The organism is Maribacter sp. ACAM166, assembly GCF_005771495.1.
In the GTDB taxonomy this organism is placed as follows: Bacteria; Bacteroidota; Bacteroidia; order Flavobacteriales; family Flavobacteriaceae; genus Maribacter.
The window spans coordinates 54,925-76,592 of sequence record NZ_VAUW01000006.1 but is presented as its reverse complement, the minus strand read 5'-3'; the positions used below and the strand labels follow the sequence as shown (position 1 = coordinate 76,592).

Sequence of the window (21,668 nt, the reverse complement as noted above, 5' to 3'; positions counted from 1 at the left end):
TTTGAATCCATGCTATTTAAAGATATTTTAGGACTTTCCCATATTAAAAACCACTTGTCTTCAAGCGCTGATGCAGGTCGAATACCTCATGCACAACTTTTTGTTGGGCCAGAAGGCTGTGGGCTTTTACCAATGGCATTGGCATATGCTCAATATATTATATGCCAAAATAGAAATGGAGAGAATGAAGGAGAGAATGAAGGAGAGAATGAAGGAGAGAATGAAACTTGTAATTTTAAATTTAATTCCTTTTCCCATCCCGATGTCCATTTTGCCTTTCCTGTTGCCAATTCTGATAAGGTAAAAACAAAAGCAGTAAGCAACCATTACATGAAAGAATGGCGTCAATTCATTTTGGAGCAACCTTACTGTAATCTTTTTGATTGGTATCGCTATATTGAAATAGAAAAGAAGCAGGCTCAAATTGGTGTCGATGAAGCACAGGATATTGTTAAAAAACTATACCTTAAATCATATGAAGGTGGTTATAAAGTCATGTTGATTTGGATGGCCGAAAAAATGAACACGGCTGCTTCAAACAAGTTGTTGAAATTAATTGAGGAACCACCTGATAAGACAATTTTCCTTCTCTTATGCCAAGATGAAGAGCAAATCATACAAACCATTAAATCGAGGTGTCAAGTAGTTCATTTTCCACCATTGGCAGAAAATGTCATTGCGCACGCTCTAATTGAAAAAGGAGCGGCCAAACCAGAAGCAATGCGCATAGCACACGAAGCCAATGGCAATTTCAATAAAGCTTTGGATCTTTTGAATAATGATTCTGAAGATTTAATATTTGAAAATTGGTTCGTACAATGGGTGCGAAGTGCTTTTAAGGCAAAGGGAAACAAAGCTGCCATTCATGAATTATTGCTCTGGGGAGAAGAGGTTGCCAAAACAGGTAGAGAAACCCAAAAGAATTTTTTACACTACTGTATAACTGTAATGCGACAGGCATTAATGATTAATTACGGAGCAGAAGAACTTGCTTATCTTAAAATACATGCAGAGGGATTTCAATTGAAAAAATTTGCCCCGTTTGTGCATGAAAATAATATTTTAGATATAACCAAAGAGCTTGAAGATGCCATATATCATATAGAACGAAACGGAAATTCAAAGATAATATTTACAGACCTATCTATTAAACTAACGCGCTTATTACATAGAAAAAAAGCCGAACTTAATTAAGTTACTATGAAGACATTATTAAACCATACCACCGAAATTTTACTTTTATTATTTTTGATTATCACCTTTTTACAAAGTGGTTTTGATAAACTAAGAGATTGGAATGGAAATGTCTCATGGTTGAAAGAACATTTTTCAGAAACACCCCTTAAAAATATTGTCCCCGTAATGGTCGGTATAATTCTAGTTACTGAAGTTATAGCAGGCGTACTTTGTTTAGTAGGTACTTATCAACTTATAAGTGCTAGTGATACCTCTTTCGCTTTATATGGTGCAATATTGTCATGCATAACACTACTCATGCTGCTATTTGGGCAGCGGGTTGCTAAAGATTATGAAGGGGCAAAAACTATTGTTGTTTACTTTATACCTTCCGTCTTTTTGGTATTTCTATTACAGTTATAACATAAGTCTATTAAAGATAAGCTGGATACTTTAAGGCGCATTACCTAACGTGCCCAACATGGCAAAAAATTATGCGTTACTAAAGCTTTGATGGTTCTTGCGGACTAAAATATTGTGTAGCACTTCTTGCCAAGAAGCAAAAAACCCTCCTTATGGAGGGTTTTTGGAGGCATCGAGCGGATTCGAACCGCTGTACAAGCTTTTGCAGAGCTGCGCCTAGCCACTCGGCCACGATGCCATTTTTAATAGAGAGCAAAAATAAATAAATAATTGACTTAAAAGTCATAATAACATGTTTTGTTTGACTTTTAGAAATCTATACTTGAGGCATCGGGTGGACTCGAACCACCATGAAGATCCTTGCGAGACCTTGCTTATCCAATTCAGCCACAATGCCAATCCTATTCAAAGGTAACACCAGTAATACTGTTAAACAAAAATCACTTCATTTTATTTAGTTCTAAGGTCACCGTTACCTTTTCAACATCTCCATTTATAGGTGGATTAATTTTTGAAACAGAAACCTTTGATTTTTCCACGGATGGAAGTTCTATAAATATTCTATCTATAATTCTTTTAGCAACGTGTTCCAGTAATTTAGATGGTATGGCCATTTCTTGCTTAACGATTTTATTAATATGAACGTAATCGACCGTATCCTTTAATTGATCTGATGTTGACGCTTTTGATAAGTTCGTTTTAACGGAAACATTAACTAAATAATCACTCCCAATATTGGTTTCTTGAGGCAAACAACCATGATGTGCGTATGCCTTTATATTTTCTAGTAGTACCTTACCCATTAGTTATTTTCTGGAGTACAAACTTAATCAATCTACCGAAAGGTTTAATAGGTACATCTACAATTACTGATTCCTTGGAAAAGATCTACGCCTAAGGTTACCACATGAGTTCCTGAACTATAGCCAAGAAGCTCATTAAGAATAACTTGATACGAATATCCAAAGTAAAAATTATCCTTCTTTATACCTGCTATAGGCGCAATGTAAAGTGGATTTCCAATTTGATCATTCAAAAATCGATAATTAATACCTGCATAGTAATAATCCTCGAAATCATAAAACCTGAATTTTAGATTCAAATCGGTTACTGAACGGCCATCACTTTCAAACAACTGGAAGAGAATAGAAGGCTCTACCTCCACTTTGCTCGTTCTTTTCTTCATATACCTATAACCGGTATACACATAATAGTTTCTTAGTCTATTCGGTTCAAAAACAGGGTTGAAGTTGCTTAAATCTTTATCTAGTATGTTAGATGCGTTTGCACTAAAATAAAACTTATCATACCGATACAATAAACCCACATCAAAATTGTGATTTGTGGTTGCCCTATCATCTGTTACTGAAGGATCCAAAGCGTCAAAGTTTTGGATATCTATTCTAAATTGGTTGAAATTGTAGGAAAGACCAAAGGATAAAAACTCATCATCGTATCGATCTAACGTTAGGTGATGCGCAAAAGAAAGTCGTGCACCACGCTGTTTTGTTTCTCCATTACTGTCGTTATACAGTAAAGTACCTATTCCAGATTTTTCGCCGATTCGCATATCTGCAGCCAACGACTGGGTATCTGGGGCGTCTTTAATACCGACCCATTGTGTAAGACCATTGAGCCGTATTTTCACATGATCCCCAATACCAGCGTATGTCGGTGACATCACAAAGGGATTGTCTGCAAGGTATTGCGATAATTGGGGTATGGTTAGCTCCTGACCTCTTAGGGCAAAGGCGCTTATAAAAAAGACCAAGGTCAATACACTGTTTCGCATTGTCATTTAGGTTATAAGGTTTATCGATATAGGGTAAAATGTCCTACAAATTCTCTTTCATCTCTTTCTCCGTTCAGTTTTATAACATACCAGTAGTCTCCCGTTGGTAAATCTTTTCCGGAATATAGACCGTCCCAACCATCAGAATCTGCAGATTGATTGGAAACTACCCTACCATAACGATCAAATATTTTAATTAGTATTTCTGGGAATTGTTCCATGTTTCTCGGAATCCATAAATCGTTCATGCCATCCCCATCCGGAGTAAAGAAATTAGGCAATTCAATATCAATGAATTCCATGAAAATATTCGCTATGACTTCACAACCATTCTGATCTACAACACGAACTTCATAGGTGTCCGTTCTATTGATATAGAATGTACTACTGTTGCCATTATCAATTCCGTCAAAGTAATAGGTATACTCTTCCCTTCCTCCTTCTGCAATTGCGGTAATTTCATTCAAATTACGTTGTTCCAAAGAAAGTAGCAGCGGATCGAAGGCTTCAATGACAAAGTCTATTGTTTGCATACAACCATTGGCATGTGCTATGGTAATAGAGTGATTGCCTGGCGTTGAGTTCCTGAAATCTGGATTCAGTTGGAAATTGGCTGAATCAACAGAATCTAACGCGTACAATACATCGCCGATTACACTATCGTCCTCCAGTGTTATATTTACATAATTACTTGGAGAGGCACCCGAACATTCATAGATTGTTTCTATTGTTGCGTTAAGATTCACGCCTCTGTCAATATCAACTACTACATTAGTGTCGCAACCATTCGCATCTCTAACAAATATCAAATAGTTGCCAGAAGCCATATCAAAGAAGTCCGTTCTGTTCTGTACAAAATCTACATCTTCGTTAGCATTCAAAGCAGTACTGTAAGGTGCGGTTCCTCCTGTAATTTCTAGGGTAATCGTACCATCTTGACTGTCCACACAAATCTCTGGCGTTGTTGTAACACTTACGTCTAACATTGCCGGTTCTGTAACCGTATACGTCAAATACTCGAAACATCCATTCTGGTCTTGTGCTATTATGGTATACTCCCCAGGTGTAAGGTCAGCAAATGTATTATTATTAAAAAATTGGTTCAAATTAGGTGAAATTGCATATTGATATCCTCCTGCTCCACCAGACAAGGTTACAGTAATCTCACCATTATTCTCTCCTGCACAGGTTACATCAATTATACTCTCGGTATAAGATAAAGGTGTAGGCTCTATTATTTCAACCCGCTCTGGAGCGGTAATACAGTCATCACTTATAACCTCTACAAAATATATTCCAGCAGCTAACCCCCTGAACTCTCCCAAAGCTTTTGGGCCATCGATTCTAGATGACACGCTTAAAGAGACATCTGTATAAAGTGCAAATCGATAATTGCCCAACCCACCATCGGCGTCTGCAAAAACAATTCCCGTACTTTCCCCGGTACAATTGATAAATGCTGCTGAGCTGTCCACTTCAAGCATTAAAGGTGAAATAGGGTCTTCTATAATCTCATTAGAAAGAACGGATGTACAATTAAAGGAATCCTGAACGTAATAACGATAGGTGCCTGCGCTAAGCCCTGTGAATTCATGGGTGTTTGGCCCGTTAATTTCATTCATTGGCAAGTAATTAATACCGTCCTCACTATAACGATAAGGTCCTGTTCCCCCATTTGCCCTTAACTCCAATTCTGCACCTGTAGCACAACTTAATGGATTGGAGGTAACCAATTGAGCGTTCACCTGTGTTGGATCAACTATTGAAATTCTATTGGTTTCACTTGAACATCCAATATCATCCGTAACTGTTATGCTGTAAATTCCAACTCCTAGACCATCAAAATTGACCAATGCCTGTTTTACAGATGTTTGCAATGGCGTAACCCCTATCATATCGCTGTATACATTTAATTGATACTGATAAATCGGTGATACATTTCTTCCTCCGACGAAAGCGGTTATCGAAGCGTCATTATCACCATAGCACACCAGCGTACTGGCGGCTAAAGTAGCCACGATGTTATCTGGTCTAATTAATGTAATTGTGTCAGTAAAAGCACAGCCCAAAGCATCCGTAATTATAATATCAAATACACCTGCCGATAGGTTGCTGAAAATAAAGGCCGCCACATTATTTTGTGTGTACACCTGACCAGTTATGGTATTATCCAAAACAATCGTATAGGGCCCTTGTCCACCATCTGGGTTTACCAATAATCTTCCTTGATCATTGGAGCAGCTCACACTTAATTGTTCTGTTATCACCGAAGTTATAGGAGATTGTGGAGCTATCACCGTAATTACATTCGAGTTTTCAACACAGAATGGAGCTTCGGTTTGTGTAATTCTTACGTAATACGATCCACCAGGTAAATTTGTGATAGGAGGTACTATGGTTGTGGTGTTTCCAGTTCCTGCTTGACCGGCAATTAGATTATTTCCAGCATCAAAAACTTGATACGCAAACGTTCCTACATAATCTGAAATAGTAATTCCAAAACTACCATCATCCACGCCATTATTCAGACATTCCTCATCGGTTAGTTTTGTAGCTAGAACATCCATTTCAATGGGCTCTTCAACCGTATGTACCGTTTGCAGTACACAACCCGTCTCCAAATTAGTAATTGCTACACTATAATTTCCTGCAGCAAGTCCTGAAAAGGCCTCAGTATTGTTCGTTGAGGTAACTGTTTGGGTATATACCACATTGATTCCCGTTACAACATATTCCAAATTAGGCGTAGCTGTTATCGGATTCAATGTAACGCCGACTTGGATTTGGGCATCATCACCCGGGTTGCAGGTAACACCAACCAAATCGGATATTAGCGGATCGCTGATTTGTACAAAAGGATTTATAATTTCCGTTTCTACTGGACTTTCACATCCATTTTCATCAAATACTGTTATTTCATATGTTCCACCCGCATAGTTTGTTTCTACATATACCGGATTTGGCCCATCTTGAACCGTGGTGGCAGTAGTCATATTTACAAACCTAAATCTGACAAAGTTGTTGGAACCGCCAGATAGGGTAGATAAACCTGCAGATAAACTAGCCGTATTGGAATCATTGCCAACAGCACAACCAAATTGTACCGGTATAACCGTAAAATTAGAAATTACATTAGGTTCTGTAATCGTTTGTGTAACGTCTCTTATACATCCATTTGGAGATGTTACCCTAACCGTATAGGTTATACCTGCAGTGCTTCCTTCCAAACCTGTAAATACCGCCGTGGCATCTGTATTACTAATTGGAAGTATAGGAGATGCTATTGAGCTAGCCGCACCAGAAATAATAGTAAACGTATAAGGTCCAATGCCATTGTCTGGATTGGCGTTTACGGTAATGGTGCCATCATCGGTGCCATTACAGGTTACATTACTAAAGTCATCTATACTTATATTTGGCAATACCCTGTCCTCCAATCTTTGAGAAACGGTTGTGCTACACACATGGCCTGTTGCAGTATCGGTCACGATAAATATATAATCCCCAATAGTAGTAAGGCCCGTAAAAATACCAGTATTATTTGTGTCATCGGCAGGATTGGATGCTACGGTACCTGGATATCTAACTTCATAATCAAAAGCTCCCGATCCGCCGGTTTGTGTAATGGTAATCTCTCCTCCTGAATTACAGTCTATTGTTTTTACTATATCCGCTCTTGGAGCGATAACGTCATAAAGTGTTACTGCTGAACTTATTCCTATACAACTAAACTGATCAGAGATCTCTACGGTATATAAACCTGCGCCCAATCCACTAAAAATAGAGGTTGTTTGTGCTGGCCCAAACGGACTTCCATTTCTTTGCAGTTGATAGGTATAGTTACTTTGTTGCCCACCAAGAACGTTGGTCAATTGTATCTCGCCTGAAAAATCTGTACAGTTTGGCTGATTGATTTGAAGGTCTGCTGTAATTGGGTCTGGTTGTGCCAAGTTTACATCAGTCATTCTCTGCATACAACCGCTACTATCCCGTACCCAAACTTGATAATCCGTTCCTGTAGGCATAGGTGCTCCAAAAAGTCCTGTAAATCTTGGATTAGTTGAGAAAGGAGTGCTGTTTATAGGTGCCGGGTCAGAGGCTGGTGCTACAAAATATTCATAGCCTCCCCAACCACCTTGAGTATCAATAATTTCAATAACACCATCATTAAAGGTCGGATCCGTAACACAAGTAACAGGTGATACTTGTGTGTTTACTGTAATTGGTCCGTTTGGACCAGCGATACTAAAACTCTCAGGATTACTACAAAGCGGGTTTCCATTTTGAGTGATAATGACATAGTAATCACCTGAAGTTAGGTTGACTAACGCTGTAGGCCCAGGATTTGGATGATTTAAAACCGCTGTTTGTGACGTATTGGTTATTTGTTCAAAAACTTGATAATCAAAACCCCCAGCGTATGGCGTAATAGGGTCATTTATGGTAAAGCTTACCGAACCATCTGTTCCATCACAAATCACATCCACTACTGTTGAAGTTATTTCAAAATTATTTGGTTCTCCTACTGTATGTTGAACCATCACCACACAATTGGTGTTTACATTTCTTACTTCAAACGTATGTGTGCCCGATATAAGGTTGGTAAATTGATTGGAGGGATTGAAAGTGCCAGAAGGCAATTCCCTAAATTCATAATTTGTAAGACCGGCAGGCGTGCCAGAGTCCGTTATAGAACCAAATGCGTTTATTGTAATATCCTCACCGCCATTTGTACATGAGATAGCCTGGTCAACTGTTATTGTAGCTGGCTGAAGTTCATCAAACGGAGCAATACTAGCTGTTGTGGTTCCTATACAACCGTTATCATCGTATACATTGATGGTGTAATTACCACCGGTCCTATCGGTTTCGACATAGGTGTCATTAGAGCCATCTTGAACAGGTGTTCCAGGGTTCAAATCATTTATAAATTGATAGCGAATAAAAGTGTTTGAACCACCTGATACACTCTGAACCGAAATACTGGCGTTGTTATCATTGTTACCCACGGCACACGCAAATTCAACCGTTGGATCCATGACAACAGAGATTATCAAAGGCTCTGCAATAGTAATCGATGTGCTATTGGTACTGCAATTATTGGTTGAGGAGTCACCAGTAATAGTAACAATATAGCCTGCAGCTGTTGTTGTAGGTGCTAAGCCTGTAAACGTAGCCGTAGTATTGGCACTGCTTGTAGGACTGATGTTTTGCGGCGTACCGTCTAATGACGTAATTTCAAAAATATACGGTCCTGTAGCATTGTCTATTGCAGAAATGGTGATTGTACCATCATCATCACCTACACAGGTAATAGGGGTAGTGCTAAACATATCAACAAGCGGCACTATAGCGGCTGGAACCTCAATTGTAAAGCTTCTTGCAGGACAAGACGGTCTGTTATTATCATAAACCTGAACTAAATAGCTGCCTGCTGTTGTTGCTAAATTCCAAACTGTTGAATTTGCGGGTGAAGGCAATGCTGTTCTTGGCTGATTTACAGGTCCTGTAATTTGATAATCGTATGAGCCCGAACCATCACTTGCCGAAATCGTAATTTCAGCATTTGGTGATGCTGTACAGTCCAATAACTTTGTTTGGACAGCACTTGCCTGTAATGTTGGATAAATTTCCGCCGTATCGACAGCGGTACAGCCATTAGCGTCTATTATGGAAATTGCATAAGTTCCTACAGCTACATTGCTGAATATACCTGCATTATTCAGGTAGCTTGTTCCGCCATCAATAGAATATAGGTAAGGCGAAGTGCCACCACTCGTATTTATCGTAATTCCGAATGGTGTTGTACAATTTGAGGTTATTACACTATCAATAGTAGGCCTTTGAGAAATATCCATGGAAACCGTATGCGACGGCAAAGTGGCCACTGGACAATTATATTGGTCAGCTATCTCTACAAGTACATTAAAAGGTGTTGCGGTTAAATCAACTAAATTAGAAATCGGAACGGCTATAGGGTTATTCGTTGAAACGATATCAGAAACAAAATTACTACTGCTTAAGGTATACGTATATATTCCTCCTCCTCCTTGCGGATTCTGGATTTCAATTAGTCCCGGATTAGCACACGTTATGTGAGTCAATACATTTGGTGTAAATGTTATTGGGTCTAACGCTTCAACTTCTATGTTCTCACTTCCAATTACACAATTATTGGGTGCCGCTCCTCTAATTTCTACAAAATAGTCTCCTGCCCCTAAACTCGCTGGAGTAGGTGCCACAAAAGAATCTCCCGAAGTAAAAGCAGCTATAGTACCTGTGGTAACTGAGGTATGCGCAGGACTTCCTACTCTAAATAATTCCCAATCAAAGGTTCCTCCTAATTCTCCTGGTGTATTTTCTGTAACCGTATAGGTGATTTGACCATTTGTAAGACCATCACAGGTTGGTGTGACTACTCCGTCTATTTGTATTGGCGGTGGTGCCACATCGTTTACATTGACACTACTTTGACGTACGCACCCTGGAGGACCTGATGAATCTCGAACATAGAAAACATAAGTCCTGCCAGGAATAAGGCCAGTAAACACATGACTTCCCGGAGTTGCTGCGGTCCATGTAGCGCTTCCAGGAGTAAAGTTAACTGGGTCCTCAGAATACGTATATTCATAGGGTGAAACTCCCGCTGTTCCTTGCACGGTTACCTGTAAATCATTACAATCTATAATAATTGCTGCAATGGTAATATCCAAATCGTCCAAAGGATATGGAATCGTATATCTAGGAAGGTCTGTTTGACAATTAGTACCCACCACTCTAATAGACGGTTCTACTTCTGTGCCAGAAGCATATGTCACACCAACAAAAGTATCACCAGCCTGCCATGTTGAACCACCATTAGAACTAAATTCCAAGGCTCCTAATGTTAGTGGATAATTATCAAATTCAAATCCATATAAATTCGGGTCTGGGTCACATCCAGGAGGTAAAATAGGGTCAATATCGGCGGTAAGCTCATCCGGATTGGTTATGGTTACCGGTGTTTCCGTAATATCACATCCATTTGCATCTGTAACTATAATTGTGTAATCCCCAGCTGCAAGGTTAAAATAACTTTGTATTGTGCTGACTACATTTGTGTTGGTTTGGTCTGAAGCTCCTGCATTATCTAAATCAATAATTTGAATTGTATACGGGCTATCCCCAGAAGTAATATTTACCGCAATAGACCCTGTGCCATCATAACATTCTGGATCTGTTGGAGTTGCGGTATACGCTAAAGTCACGGCAGGGTCTACCGTTACGGTTTCCATATAATTACAAGCGTCTGGTGCTACCGCAAAATTATCCCTTACATAAACATCGTAATCCCCATCATTTCCAGTGGTAACAGTAAAGGTATTAGAGGCGCCAAAGTCCGCAAAACCGGGAATAAAACCTGTTGGCATAAAGGCAAAAGAATAATCGCCATCTCCTCCTATGGCATTAACAGTAACGCTTCCATCCGCACAAGAACTAATATCTACAACATCAATGGATGCGGAAAGGTTTGGGTTTAAAGTAACGGTTTGGGTGTTTGATGCAACGGGGCATCCAAACTGGTCTCTAACCTCAATATCATAGATTCCATTCGCTAAATTTTGGAAGGTGTATGTAATTGCCGTAGCTGGAGTCGGTGTTCTCCAAGGGCCAGCGTTAATTCTAAATTGATAGCCGCCATTACCATCAGTCACATTAACTACAATTGTTCCATCGTTATTGCCAGTGTAGCACGTTGCAGGAGTAACATCAAATACAATCGTATTAGGGTCAACTACCGTAACCGCTGAACTAAAATCAGAACAATTATTACTGTCCTGTGCTCGTATAATATAATCTCCAGCAACCGTAATATTGCTAAATATCGTATTGTTACCATTGGTAATAAAATCGTAACCTGCAATCACATTTCCTAAATCATCTTCTAACTGATACTCATACGTAGGGGTTCCACCAGTAGCGCTAGCTGTAATTGTTGCGCCAGAGTTGCATGTAATTTCTGTTGTGACGTTACCAGAAGCATTTAGTGCCGCTGGTTCTGTAAGTATTTGGTTTAAAGGAACTGTACAAACGGTTGGGCTGTTTACATCCCTAACTACGATGTTATGGGTTTGGGCGTTTAAACCTGTAATCTGTTGAGGTGTGGTAAACGGACCTTGAAAGGTGCCGCCATTTACACTGTATTCAAAACCACCCGCGCCATAATTTGATGCGTCAATTGTGATACTACCGGAAGCATCTGCGTTACAATCTAAATTCTCAAATGTGGCTACACTTGCTTCAAAAGCATTACCATCCGAAACAATTACTGTAGTATCTACATGACAATCTGTACTGTATGTGACTCTAAGTGTATATGAGCCCACCGCAATAGTATTGAATGAAGCAGCTCCTACTCCCGGGCCTTGCGAAATACCATCCAAAATGTAAATGTAGGAGCTGTCGTTCGGCATTATAGTTACATTTCCTGTTCCATCACAATTATAATCAACTATGTAGTCTACCGTAGGAGCCATAGGCAATGGGTCTATGGTGACATCCCCTATGGTAATGAAACAACCTGTTGCATTAGCGTCTCGAACTCTTATGGAATAGCTGCCGTCGTCCAAATTCGTAAATAGGTGTCCTCCCGTCGTACTAGTCGTCCAAGTACTTCCATTGATGCTATATTGATAATCTCCAGAACCTCCGGTTGTAGCGGTTACGCTACCCACAGAAATTTGCCCTAGTTGCGCACAGGTATACTCCAGAGTTTGGACAGCCTCCGCTACCAATTCAATAGGTTCGTCCACATCTATATTTTGTATTGTGGATTCACACAGATTAGCATCCCGTACTCGTACTGCGTATGTTGCCGCACTAAGGTTAAGAAAATTAGTTCCGGTCAGATACGTTGTACCACCATCAATACTATAGCTAAACGGTGCTTGTCCGCCAGAATTTACCACTATTGTTATAGCTCCATCAGAACCACCAAAGCAACGAACATCTGTTGGTGTTGGGGTGAAGTTTAAAGGTGGGTCTTGAGTTACCGTAATTGCAAAAGAAGCTTCACAAAAACCTGAAACTGTATCTCCGTTATCGTCCCTTACATAAACATCATAGTTGCCAGCAGTAAAACCAGTTATTGGATTGGTCGTGTTAAAACTTGCATCGGTAGGTGTATTACCGCTTGAAACTATCGAATATACATAATTCCCATCTCCACCGTTAGCCGTAATCGTTATTGGGGCATCTGTATCACAAGCAGAAATATTAGGTACTGTTGCAGAAACCGTCAGCTGCGCTTCTATAGTTACTGTTTGCGTTGCCAAGGTGACCGGGCAACCAGATTGATCTCTAACATCAATATCATAAATACCGCTTGAAAGTCCGTTAAATGTATATGTGGTTGCTGATGAAGGTGTTGGTGTTAACCATGGCCCTGCATTAACTCTAAATTGATATCCTCCATTACCATCGGTAACGTCAACTTGAATACTGGCGCTATTACCCCCAGTATAACATAAGGTTTCGGTAATGTTGAAAGCAACTGGATCTAAGGGCGCAATAGTTAATGGTGTAGCAGCTTCTTCACAAGTATTTGAATCTCTTGCTCTAACCACATAAGTTCCGTCAGAAAGACCTGAGAAAACTCGATTATTTCCATTAGTTGTAAAGTCGAAAAGCCCAATAATAACACCACTATTATCTTCTAATTGATACACAAAGGTTGGTGTTCCACCTGAAGCGTTGGCTGTAATACTGGCATCATTATTACACGTCAAAGCTGTTGTGATACTTGAAGTTACAACAACTGCACTAGGTTCAGTAATCGTTCGGGTTACCGACGTTGTACAGGTAATTTCATCTGCTTTTCTTATAAATACCGTTTGGCTACCCGCACCAAAAACTGGATTGGTTGTTACCGAGGAACTTGTTGATGGAATCCATGTTGACTGGTTGTCTTCAGAATATTCAAACCCTGCGGTAGCATCAAAATTCTCAATTGAAAAGGTTATGGTACCATCAGAAAGGCCGTTGCAAGAAACATTTGTTGCGCTTTGAAACGAGCTTGAGAAAACTCTACCCGCTTCTACAGTAACAGGAGTTTCTACAAAGAGTTCGCATACCTCAGGAACCTGAAATATTTCAATATCATCCAACGCTAAATCATTACCGCTATTTCCAGAAATCTCCGAACGAATTACAAACTCTAGATTGGTGTTGGCTCCCGGATCAAAATCAGTGGTAAACAATTCCCAATCATCTGGTCCTGTATTTTTTGGTATCTGTCCTGTTCTAATGGATTGGATTACAACTCCGCCCATGGTTCTTATTTCAATGGTCAAATCGGGGTTTAACTGAGTGTTTCCTATTAATCCGTTAAGTAAATTAAATATGTACAGATTAATTGTTAATGGTCTATTCGGTATTACATCATTAATAGGTTTTGTGTAAATGATTTGACCAGGACTAGGAGTTCCTACATTAATGACCAAAAAACGGCCATTAGGATCAGCAGGGTTCGTGTGATTATTAGGATTTACCCATGCTCCAAAAGGAGCAACAATCCTGTTGGTTACGCTATATTGAAAATCATTGATGTTTCGGTTTGTATCTCCCCCTCCTGCGGTGCTAGTAGTTTGGTCTTCATAAGCATAGCCAATAGTGTCCGGACTTGGAATAGTTCCGTTTCCTACGCCAAAATCTTCTGATAGTAGAAGGCTTGGTGTCGGAGGTGTTTGTGAAGTATAATACGTAGTTACCGTATATGTGCCAGGAGAAACATCGTTGAACACATTGCTCGTAGGGTCTGGAGTATTTGGAACCCCGTCCAACTCATATCTATAATCATATCCCGTGATACTAGGAGAGGCAGTTATCGTTCCTGAACCATCACAATTATAACCGACCTCAGGTGTTAGCGAAACATTAGGTGGCTCGGGCAAATCTTCCACCGAAACATTCATAGGAAATGAACATGAATCGTCCCGAACCAGTACGGTATAATCGCCTGGAGGTAATAATGAGCTAGGAGTAGTAACCCAAGTGCTGCCGCCATCAAAACTGTATTCGTAGGTGCCAGAACCACCAACAACATTGGTTATTCTTACTTCGCCTCCCATTGGGTTACAAGTAGCGTCTCTAGAAACTCCTGCCGAAGCACTCAATGGAAAGGGTTCGCTTAAACTATATGGCAACGTAATGTCACATCCTGAGCTATCAAGAACCCTTATTTCGTAAGCACCGGCAGAAAGGCCTACAAAGTTAGACGTAGGTTGATACGTAGTACCATTATCGATACTATATTGATAAGGTCCTACCCCGTTAGAAATATTAATTGTCAGCTCCCCGTCTGAATCTCCACTACAAGAAGGCTCTACCTCATCTACAGAATCGATTACTAAAACCCCATTATCGTTTATGGTTACTGGACTGGAAATGCCATAACAGTTGTTCGCATCTAAGACAATAAACTGATATACGCCATTTTCGTTCGGAAAATATTCATCATTTCCATCATCATCCGTATCTCTCCATCCAAATGTAAATGTAGTCTCAACTTGGAAATCATTGGGGTCTATATTATCGATGATTTGCTGTTCTGTAGGAGTTCCACCAGGACTGTGAATCAGTGTTCCATCTTTACTCCATATAGCAAATAGAAAATCTGGATTTCCTTGACCACCGGTTCTCGTCAATTCAATACTTCCGGCCGAACAACCTATATCAGCTAAAGTTATTGCTGAAAGAACAGGGTCCGGGATACGGTTAATCGTTATAGATTGAACATCTACACAACCATCATCTGTTCTGGTTACTATAAAATAGTCATCCGGATTTACATTGTTAAACGTATGGGTGTTATTTGGCTGAGCAGTTTCACTGTCCACCAAAGTACCCCCTGGATGACCAATATATGCAGGAGATGATGGAGCTGCAGTTCCATCATTCAACCTTAGTTCATAACTATAATTAGGAAAGACATTGTTTGCGTTTATTTGTACTGAACCAAGGGAATTGCAATTGGCATCGGTGGTAATTACGTCTACCTGTAGGGCCCTGTTTAGAATTCCAATATCCGGAGTAGTGAATGTACATGCCCCTGGTATAGGATTTCCTGTAGACGGATTTAATTGGACTACTTCTACTCTGTAGGCACCATTGGTGCTGAAATCAAAGCTTGGCCCGTTAGTTGCGCTAAAAGGCACCACAATCGTATTGTTGGCAGCGTTTACCAACTGGTAACCATAGTTACTACCTAAATTGGTGATGGTGATGTTACCCTCCGTTTCACAAACTACGTTTCGTGAAGTATACTGTATGTCTAGATTATTCTGGAATACATCGAAATAGAAACGACTGATACATCCGTTTTGGTATCTAATGGACAAGCGATATTTACCAGCGGTGTCTGCCATAAAATCACTTCCCGTACCTACTTGATTCCATGTACATGTTAAATTTCTATTTAAACAATTTTCTGGTTGAGCAGTGCAACTAGCTTCATCTAATATTTCCCAAGTAAGACTCTGTGCGTCGAAAATATTTACCTGCAATAATTGAGAATCGTTTATGCCGCATAATGCGATTTTTGGGAACTGCGTAGTTCCATCATTACAGTCGACAACAATTTCACCTTGAATATCGTTGGTGCTATTAGCATCTGAGTTACTATCGTTAAAAAAGTCAATTATCGGGTTTGTTTGTGTTGTACCAAAACGTTCAACCGTAATTATTTCCATAAACCCTTTACATGGGTCAGCAATTTGTTTATCTACGATATAGACCCCAGCTTCGGTTACTACAATAGTGCTTGGGTCATTATCCGGATTTCCATCTTGCCCTGTGATATTTACATCTCCCGAATCTATAAGTCCGTCTTCATTTACATCCAAATACCAGACATAATTATCAAATCCATCACCCGAATCTAAAATAACATTATCACCACAGAGTTGTGTCGTCCTTGAAAAGTTACAAGAAGAAAGGTCATCCAACAAAAAATTAGTTGCTCCGGGAGTTACAAACCCACAATTGTCAAAATCGGAAACACTAGGGTCATCTGTAATTACAGCACTATTGATTTCTCCTTGATAAGTAGAATAGGCTAAATTTTGGACTACGTCTGTACAGGCGTCTACAAAATCAAAACAGTTTTCGGCTACCCTTACCCTCATACGTATAGTATAGGTTGGCCTTCCCATAATTACCAAGTCATCGGGTATGTTAAATGTAATTTCATTTGTGGCGGCATTTACAGTATGGGTAACGCCTGGCGCACTACTAATGTCTACGCTTGTAAACGCTGTATTGACAGGTAATACGTCCCTTATAGTATATCCTGCTGCGTTATCGTTGCCCAAGTTTCTAAAAGAAAGCACATAGTCAAGGGTCTGCCCTAAATTTACACCAGCACCAGTAATATCATTACCAGCGATATCCTCTACTCTTTTTTCAAGAACAATATTTGGCTCAATAATTTCTACCGAAAATGTGGCCAAAAATGGGCCGTACCCATCTCCGTTGGAGGTAAAACGCAAAGTTGCCCCGGATTCATCATTGGGCAGTACGGTTTCACTTGGATTGTTCAAGTTAAAAAGGTCCAAATCTGTACCTAACGTATTTGTGCCAAAAGGGGTACGCGTAGAAACCTCAGCCCCGTTCAAGGTTATAGTAGAATTGAAAAAATTATTGGCCGGATTTAGTCCCGTTGTAAGATTCGTAAAAGTAGAGCCAGAATTAAGGTCTGCCCGTATGAAAAAGCGGTCGTTTCGTATACCTCTATCACCTTCCAAAGCACCCACACCAACTCTTGCTCTAACTGGAAAAGGCGCTGGAAGTGTTCTAAATCCATCTATATCCACGTCTACATTGCCCACTGCTCCAGAAAGACCTGCGTAACCGTCGAAGGTTGATATAAATTTTCCTGATTCATTTGGATTCTCATAAATAATAACCATCACCCAACCCGCAGAACTTGAACCATTTCTCCTGCCTCTTGTTGCCCTAACGTTCGCCGCTGTATACTCTCCATATGGATTAGGGTTAGAACGTACTAAATCCGTAATGTTTTTATAACATATAACTGGGCCATCCTTTGCAAAAACAGTAGGGTTCAAGGGCTGGTATCCATTCATGATGATATCATCTTCTTGCCCAGCAGGGTCGGGGTTGTTGTCTGCTATTAAATCTACATAAGTTCCTCCTGGAACCCTAAACTTTATCTCGTTCCACTCCTCTATTCTTGGTGTCCCGTTAAACTGTGCGCCACCGTCCGTACTGCGCTCATTCGGATAGGTTCCTGCCCAATATAGTCCTGCATATCTTACCAGAGAACAGTCAGGGTCAGCTACGTTAAGTTCTGCACTACTTGAGCTAAATGTTGTGGGGTCAGTATCGATATCGATATACTCCATCCACAAAGAATTGTTATTCTGCGTACCATTATAAGGATCATTCGCCTGTGATGGGTTGGATTCAGATGCTCTATTTAAAATATTATTCCCAACAAAAATAATATCGCCTCTAACCTCCATGTTACCTCCGGTTAATCTCGGCGTAAATGGAACATATTCTTGAGCATTACTTTGAGAGATTCCGAAGAAACAAATAATGCCTACCAAAAATACAAGTTTTACAATAGTCGGTTTCATAAATTTAGCAGATTTAATAGTATCAAATAATATGAACATCTTGGTCATTTGTTTGGACATTGCAATTAGTCATTGTAAAATTGTGACAAATTCGAATTTCCCAATAACAAATATTCACTATAGTAATTAAGTAAGAAATTTATTGTTGTTATATGATCCATTTCTGTTGTGAAACAGCCATTAGAATGGGTTTGATTTCATTGAAAAGCCTGTTGCTTAGTATCTTTAACAGTAATTCAATGGTATTTGTATTTCCTCTTATGAGGTAAATACGTATACTTTTGCGGACAAATAATAATTGGAGAGTAGGAAGTGAATTTAATTTTCAATTTGAAATTACTGATTAAAACCTTTATAAATAGGTAAAATAAAAAGCTGGTGGCTATTTCTCAAAACGGCATTGATAACTAGTACTTGTCTTTTATTAAAGCCATTGATTTAGGCACTTTACAAGTAGTCAAAAGCTTAGCGATTTAGGCTATAATAATATATGTTTTATGAAGCAACTATTCAAAAGCCTATCATTATTCGAATTTCAGGAGCAATTTCCTAAGCAGGATTAATTACCCCGCTATTAGGCTAAAATGAAATGACAGGAAGGCTATTCTTGCCACAAATGTGGGCACGACCGATATTGCTAAGGCATCCTACATACTTATTCCCGTTATTGTACCTGTTTTAACTCTGTGGAATCAGCTACTGCAAAATACTGTCTTCCATTAGGTCAAGTTTAATCTGTTCATAGCATTTTACATTCTATAATTTGTCAGTACGAACAAAAAAGGAATTACCATTACTCAACTTAGCGGTAAACTATACCTATCCTAGAAAACCAGTTAGGCCTTTAAGCGTAAAGTCACAAAAGCGCTGAAAAGTTCACATGACTACCTTATAGAAGAGCAAGCAGTGGTAAATGAAACTGTCATTTGGGGTCAGGAAATATGGATGAAGCGGCGTCAGAACAAAACCAAGAAACTTGTTTTAATTGCGCTAGAGAAATAGAAAAAAGGGGTAAGCCGTTCATATTTCAGGATCATAGAAAAAGCGGATGGAAAGAAATAGCCCGGGAGATTTTATGAAGTCTTACGTAAAGTCAAGTGCTAGGGTTACCCCTGATAAATGGCCAGGGTATAAGCCTTTAAAAAAAAATTGAAAACCTGAAATAAATATTTTCAGGGGAAAGGAAGACACTTTTCAGATCTCTATAGGGTTATAATGAACCTGTAAGGATAACTAAGGAGATTCCATCACCATGTTACTGATTTACAAGGTTACTTAAATGAATACTGTTATGTGCTCAACCGGAGCTATTTGAAAGAAGGGGGCTGGTAGAGTAAACCTACTGGTTCGGATGGTCAGAGTAGAACCTGTCCTACTAAAAATAGCAGTAATTGAGTCAATAAACCTAAAGATTACTAAATGAAAAGAATATCAACATTAAAATAAACCTAGAAAGCACACAGTCAGGTGGCCTTTAAGCCCTTCTATACCAGCTGCTCATGATTCACACGCATTATCCACATCTTGTCGTTATATGCGTCGTTAAGTTTAGAATAGTACGATATAAGAGCATTGGTCCAAGAATCATGTTTTTTAAGATAAACGTACCTATAATTATTCTTAGGGTTAATAAAATAGCTCGCACTCAACCCGAAAGAATTCAATAATTTCACAAATCGCTTCGCATTGTTAGGATTTGCAAAGACGTTTGCAATAAGATAATAATCAGACCCTACACCATCTATAAGATACGATTTTGGATCTGTGTCGTTAGATGCTACATTATCCTTAACAACAACATTTTTGCTAAGCATATTCGTCTCATATTTAGAGGACTTCTCCTTAATTTTATTTACGTTGTTGGCATAGGCTTTGTTTGTATACTTGTTAGCAACGTTCATGATCCAAGTAGCACCTTCATACATTCCGTTTAGATTAGAATCATGTGCGACCAAAGCTTCCTCAAATGTTTCATATCGTTGCAAGTAAACATATTTCAGTCCGTTATTGGGATTATCAATAAAATCTGCATTGATACCTTTACTAGTTAAGGTGCTCAAGAATCTATCCATATACTTTCCTCCTTTATATACATTGGCTACAACATAATACCCGTCGGTTACATTCGGTAAATCTTTAAACCTTTTACTTTTCACTTTATCCTGTACGTTTTGTAGTTTAGGTCTGTTGACTGCAATGGCCTCTTTTGGTTGTATTTGTTCTTTCTTTCTTTTGGATTGACCATTGCGACGATTGGTATTAGATTCAGCTATCTCTTGCTTTTCAATGGCAGTATTCGTTCTATTGATTGTATTTGCAACTGCTACCGTATTTCGTTTGTATTCATTTTGTGAATTATCAGAATTTAAATCCCTTCCACTATTACTTGAATTTTGAGTTGATGTGATTTCCGTCATGTTATCGTCAAACATAAAAAGCTTCTTGGCCCTTTTTTCCAAATCTGGTCTATCACCATTTGTTTCATTCCGTACCATACGCATCACCATTTCAAAACGGCGTTCCAAATCACCTTGTCGAGTTGTTTCTAATGAGTCTTGACGAAACATTAACTCCTCTATTATTGCATCATTTTCAGCTAATTTTTGCTTCAATTCTTCTATTTCCTCGTTCGTTGTAATATTTTCAGGCACTATGTCATTCATAACTAAATCATCTTCATAATCATCCTCCAGCATTACCCGGTCTTCTGTAAGGTTTGGAGAGAAAGAATATGCAAAAGAGATTTCATGGGTTAGTCCAAAATTGTCAAAATTGTTAGACAATCCTTTTTCCATAGTATACCCTAATGAAATTCTACGGTTAAGGTTAAAACCAACACCAGCGGCTGCACCATAAAAACTATCGTACCCAGCTTGAATCCATCCTAATTTAGGAAGGTCTAAAATTAAACTTCCACCCAACGTAACATCTTCTTCACCCACTTTTCTAACTCTTGTCAATGGCATTAGTCGACCTTCTTCAAAAATTCCTGTTTGATTTTCAAACTGATGGGTATATTGTAAGTGGCCAGAAAAGGTTTTATCCTTAAATTCAGTTAGAGACTCACTTGTTTTAATATTATAATCGAATAAATTTTCTGCGAACACCCCTATGTCAAACTTGCCATAAGAAAGGTTGAAACCAGGTTGAAATGAAATTAGGTTTTGATCTTGCAAACCAGCTAAAAAAGGATCTTCTTCAACTGTTGAAGCTCTACTTTGATCAAAGCCACTTTGGTAGTAAGATACATTTGCACCAAAGGTAAAGTTGCTTTTATCATTTAGCTTTATTCCGTAAGCGTAGTTGGCCAAGACTCCAAAATTACTAAGCGTACCCAAACGTTGGGAGTACAGACTAAGGCCTAAACCAGTTTTATCGCTAATACGACCACTATAGCTTAAAAAATAGTTTTGATTGTTATCATCAAATTGTACCGATTGGTTTCGGTGTAGCAAATTGATATAGGACTTATCTTCCCTTACGGTTGAAAAGGTTGGGTTGATTAAAAACCTGTTATACTTTAATAGGTTCTGTGCAGGAACATCATAAGATACAAATGGGTTTTCCTCTTGCCCGCTAACCTTTACAGTAGCAAGCACTAATAACAATAGATATAAAACACTTTTTTTTAGCATGAC

General features: G+C 39.1%; 6 protein-coding genes and 2 tRNA genes. 2 read left to right on the top strand and 6 right to left on the bottom strand.

Annotation, left to right across the window (positions count from 1 at the left end; all coding sequences use genetic code 11):
* Positions 1-9 precede the first annotated feature (9 nt).
* Positions 10-1,194, top strand: coding sequence for an ATP-binding protein (locus tag ES765_RS06665; protein ID WP_138112502.1), 1,185 nt, complete (start codon positions 10-12; stop codon positions 1,192-1,194).
* A gap of 6 nt (positions 1,195-1,200) precedes the next feature.
* Positions 1,201-1,599, top strand: coding sequence for a MauE/DoxX family redox-associated membrane protein (locus ES765_RS06660; RefSeq protein WP_138112500.1), 399 nt, complete (start codon positions 1,201-1,203; stop codon positions 1,597-1,599).
* Positions 1,600-1,763: 164 nt separating this feature from the next.
* Here the strand turns inward: ES765_RS06660 and ES765_RS06655 are convergent.
* From ES765_RS06655 to ES765_RS06630, 6 genes are all read right to left on the bottom strand, one after another.
* Positions 1,764-1,837, bottom strand: a tRNA-Cys gene (locus ES765_RS06655).
* Between the two features lie 87 nt (positions 1,838-1,924).
* Positions 1,925-1,996 (bottom strand) — tRNA-OTHER (locus tag ES765_RS06650).
* Between the two features lie 43 nt (positions 1,997-2,039).
* Positions 2,040-2,402: a dihydroneopterin aldolase gene (gene folB, locus ES765_RS06645; RefSeq protein WP_138112498.1), complete on the bottom strand. Its 363-nt coding sequence runs from the start codon at positions 2,400-2,402 to the stop codon at positions 2,040-2,042.
* A gap of 44 nt (positions 2,403-2,446) precedes the next feature.
* Entirely contained in the window at positions 2,447-3,391 is a 945-nt protein-coding gene (locus ES765_RS06640) for a type IX secretion system membrane protein PorP/SprF (RefSeq protein ID WP_138112496.1), read from the bottom strand.
* Positions 3,392-3,411: 20 nt separating this feature from the next.
* Positions 3,412-18,069, bottom strand: a complete 14,658-nt coding sequence (locus ES765_RS06635; protein WP_171017247.1) for a T9SS type B sorting domain-containing protein — start codon at positions 18,067-18,069, stop codon at positions 3,412-3,414.
* A gap of 1,445 nt (positions 18,070-19,514) precedes the next feature.
* On the bottom strand, positions 19,515-21,665 hold the full coding sequence (locus ES765_RS06630) for a type IX secretion system membrane protein PorP/SprF (RefSeq protein ID WP_138112492.1): 2,151 nt from the start codon (positions 21,663-21,665) through the stop codon (positions 19,515-19,517).
* Between the last annotated feature and the right edge of the window lie 3 nt (positions 21,666-21,668).